Genomic DNA, 2,755 nt, shown 5'->3' with positions numbered 1-2,755 from the left:
TGTATGTTATCTCAAAATCAGTTGGCTCAGGCTTAGGTTGACACACAGGGGATGCTAAGCGTCTATGGAATGAGCAGCAACGTGGAGCTATCAGGTCATTTAATGATTGGATTGAATGCTGTCGTATCGCATTGAAAGAATATGAACTCCATCGCCTGAACGACAATCAAAAACGCCTGGCAGAGAGCAATTTGCAATCTGCGTTGAAGTACCTGGATGATTTAAAACAGAAATATCCTCGCCTCCTGGTTGTCAGGCTAGATTTGTATTACAGGGCTAAGCACCAACAAAACAAAACTTTGGCTAACCTACAGAGTGATCGAGATAAATTTCTGAACAATCGTCATCGCTATGAGTATTTTGACAGTTTGGTGGGTTATGTCTGGTGTTTTGAGTACGGTAATAAAAAAACTGTGCACTGCCACATGCTGCTGCTCTTTGATGGTAAGCACCGCTGCAAGGATGAGTGGATCGGTAGGCAGCTAGGAGAGCGCTGGGAAGAAATCACCAAAGGACATGGTGGCTACTTCAATTCTAATGCATCTGACTCCAAAAGCAGGCTCAGAAAATGGCAGGCATCCGGAGGGGAGTATCTGGATAACCTGAAGCAGGTGTTTGGGGTGCAGAGGGGGCAAGCGCTGATGTTGATGACCCATAAAAATTTACTGAAGGGCAGCAACACCTTGGCAGTTGGCATGGTAAAAAACACAAGCAAAGTGGGCTGGGCAAATCTTCAGATGCAGATGCACTACTTCACCAAGCTAGAACAGGCTATACCAGGCGAAGAGCGTCCGTGGATTAGATGCTTCGGTAAAGGTCAAGTGTGTACCCTCAGTCATCACTAATCAATCGTTACAGACTCATCCAATCATCTGAACAGGGATGTTCGTAATCTCCAAGGAAGGGTAATGAGCGCTGGGCTGCTAGATAAGCCCAGGGAATTGATTTGATTAAAGGTGATGCCATGAGTCATACAGAAATTTTTGAGCAGCTGGAAGAAAACCGTAAAGAGAGCATGCAGAGAAGGGCCAGCAACAGAACCAATTCTGCCTTGGTTTTGCAACAGCAAGGAATTCCGTTTGAGTCAAAAAACGATGGTGCCCACTTGGTGGTAGGCAACAGGCCTAACTTGTTTGACTTTTGGCCTGGTACGGGGAAGTGGATATGCAGATCAAACCAAAAACAAGGGCGTGGCGTTTTCACTTTACTTGATGAGATTTGAACAAAGTATCAACACTCCTGCAGAATGCAGATAGTGAAGACAATCCTGTGTGGTATCAAACCCACACAGGATTATGTTGGTACAAGCATCGCAGCGACTGAGGGAGATAGCTGACTAACGCCTTGATTGTCTTTGGTACTCTTCCTGCAACTCTTTTAGAAACTCCTTGGTTAATGCTTTGTAATTACAGATGTACCAAACATCTTCACCAATATGGCCGCGTAATTCCTCAAACCTATCTTGGTCCATAACACGTCTAAAGCAATCTATGAAAAGTGGGTCAGTTTCATCAAAAGGCTTGGGAGGGGTGTTTAAAGATGCACGCTGATAACAGAGTTGCTCATAATCAGTATCAGTTACTCCATGCATGATTTTTTCGTGAATGAACAGCAGCTCAGGCTTGATTTTCTTGCTGGCATACCCTTTGTTTGTCACTGCCCAAGAAAGCACCCATTGGTTGATTGGCGCTTGATCATCTGCAGCTAGGTGGATTTCAGAAACAATATCGTGCTGGACTGCTTCAGACACTTTTTCAGTATAGTCATAGTCACCGCTACTCATGTACCAAGCAACATAAACAAGCCCATCGCAATCGGAGTCATATTGCGAGAACAGCTGATTATTTGACATGGCTGTCAGGCACGCGTCACCAGATTTTTTTAAAAGGCCATGAACACGGGCAAGGTTCCACTCAGCTTGGAGGCGATCAACCTGCTCAAGCTTGCTATTCATGTCATGATATTGATGCTGAGCCTCAGCCTTATATATCTCAAACAATGCGTTGGCATCTGCTAGAGCACCACTATCTGCAAGCATAACGCACGCTTCATGTTGCGTGTTCAACCCGAAGCCGTTTGCTGATAAGTTTGCACTACCTAAAATCAACTGCTTTTTTCCGATATAGAGTTTACTGTGCAACTCGTTCAGGAAATGGACGTTTTCCCAGCCAAGTAGCTTAGCAACTTCCACTATCGCACGAGGATTTGATCCGAGTGTTGGTGAGACGATGATTTCTTTTAAGGTAGTGGTGTCGATCAAGTCGCTCCACTCCTTTCCAATGTAAGCGACTGCGACTCTTTGGGGAGCAATTGATTTTACTGCAGCGACGAGATCACTAGAAATGATATTCATAGATGCCAACTCCATTTGTTAAGGAAAAAAGCAGTGAAGTGGATTTTGTCTTAGTACCTACCATTCCCTTAATATTAAAGAAAAATAATGGGCTTGGGTAGCAGTAAAAATACTAGCTCACCCTCGGCAGATCACTCCACCGTGTTGTGTAAGCCGGTGACAGTAGCTCACGCTTCATGCTCCAGCCTTGTCGGGTGCCTTGTGCAGCAAAGAACAGCTTGCCCAGCCCTCGTTTGTGGATCTGATCCAGACTGTCCATCAGCTTCTGGCTGTGAGGTTTTTGGGGCGCATCATCAAACAGCTGCTGCTGGTAAGTACCAGGGGCATAAAAATCACTGAGCACTATACCGCCCTTCATGTAGCGGTAGCCATCCTTCCAGATGGCTTTCAGTCCAGCATGTG

General features: G+C 45.4%; 4 protein-coding genes. 2 read left to right on the top strand and 2 right to left on the bottom strand.

Going from position 1 to position 2,755, the window contains the following annotated elements; all coding sequences use genetic code 11:
* Positions 1-131 precede the first annotated feature (131 nt).
* Together IBX50_RS19400 and IBX50_RS19395 are read left to right on the top strand one after the other, a co-directional pair.
* Complete coding sequence (locus tag IBX50_RS19400; protein ID WP_292258044.1) at positions 132-845, top strand: inovirus-type Gp2 protein; 714 nt, start codon at positions 132-134, stop codon at positions 843-845.
* A 119-nt stretch (positions 846-964) separates the two neighbouring features.
* Positions 965-1,222, top strand: a complete 258-nt coding sequence (locus tag IBX50_RS19395; RefSeq protein WP_292258043.1) for a hypothetical protein — start codon at positions 965-967, stop codon at positions 1,220-1,222.
* Positions 1,223-1,336: 114 nt separating this feature from the next.
* Here IBX50_RS19395 and IBX50_RS19390 read toward each other — a convergent pair whose 3' ends face one another.
* Both IBX50_RS19390 and IBX50_RS19385 read right to left on the bottom strand, forming a co-directional pair.
* Positions 1,337-2,353, bottom strand: coding sequence for a phospholipase D family protein (locus IBX50_RS19390; RefSeq protein WP_292258042.1), 1,017 nt, complete (start codon positions 2,351-2,353; stop codon positions 1,337-1,339).
* A 112-nt stretch (positions 2,354-2,465) separates the two neighbouring features.
* Positions 2,466-2,755 (bottom strand): DUF4113 domain-containing protein (locus IBX50_RS19385; protein ID WP_292258041.1); only part of this gene is annotated, 290 nt, incomplete at its 5' end.

The organism is Marinospirillum sp., from assembly GCF_014859565.1.
Note: the sequence above shows the minus strand (reverse complement) of the source record. Positions and strands in the feature narration are given on the sequence as shown.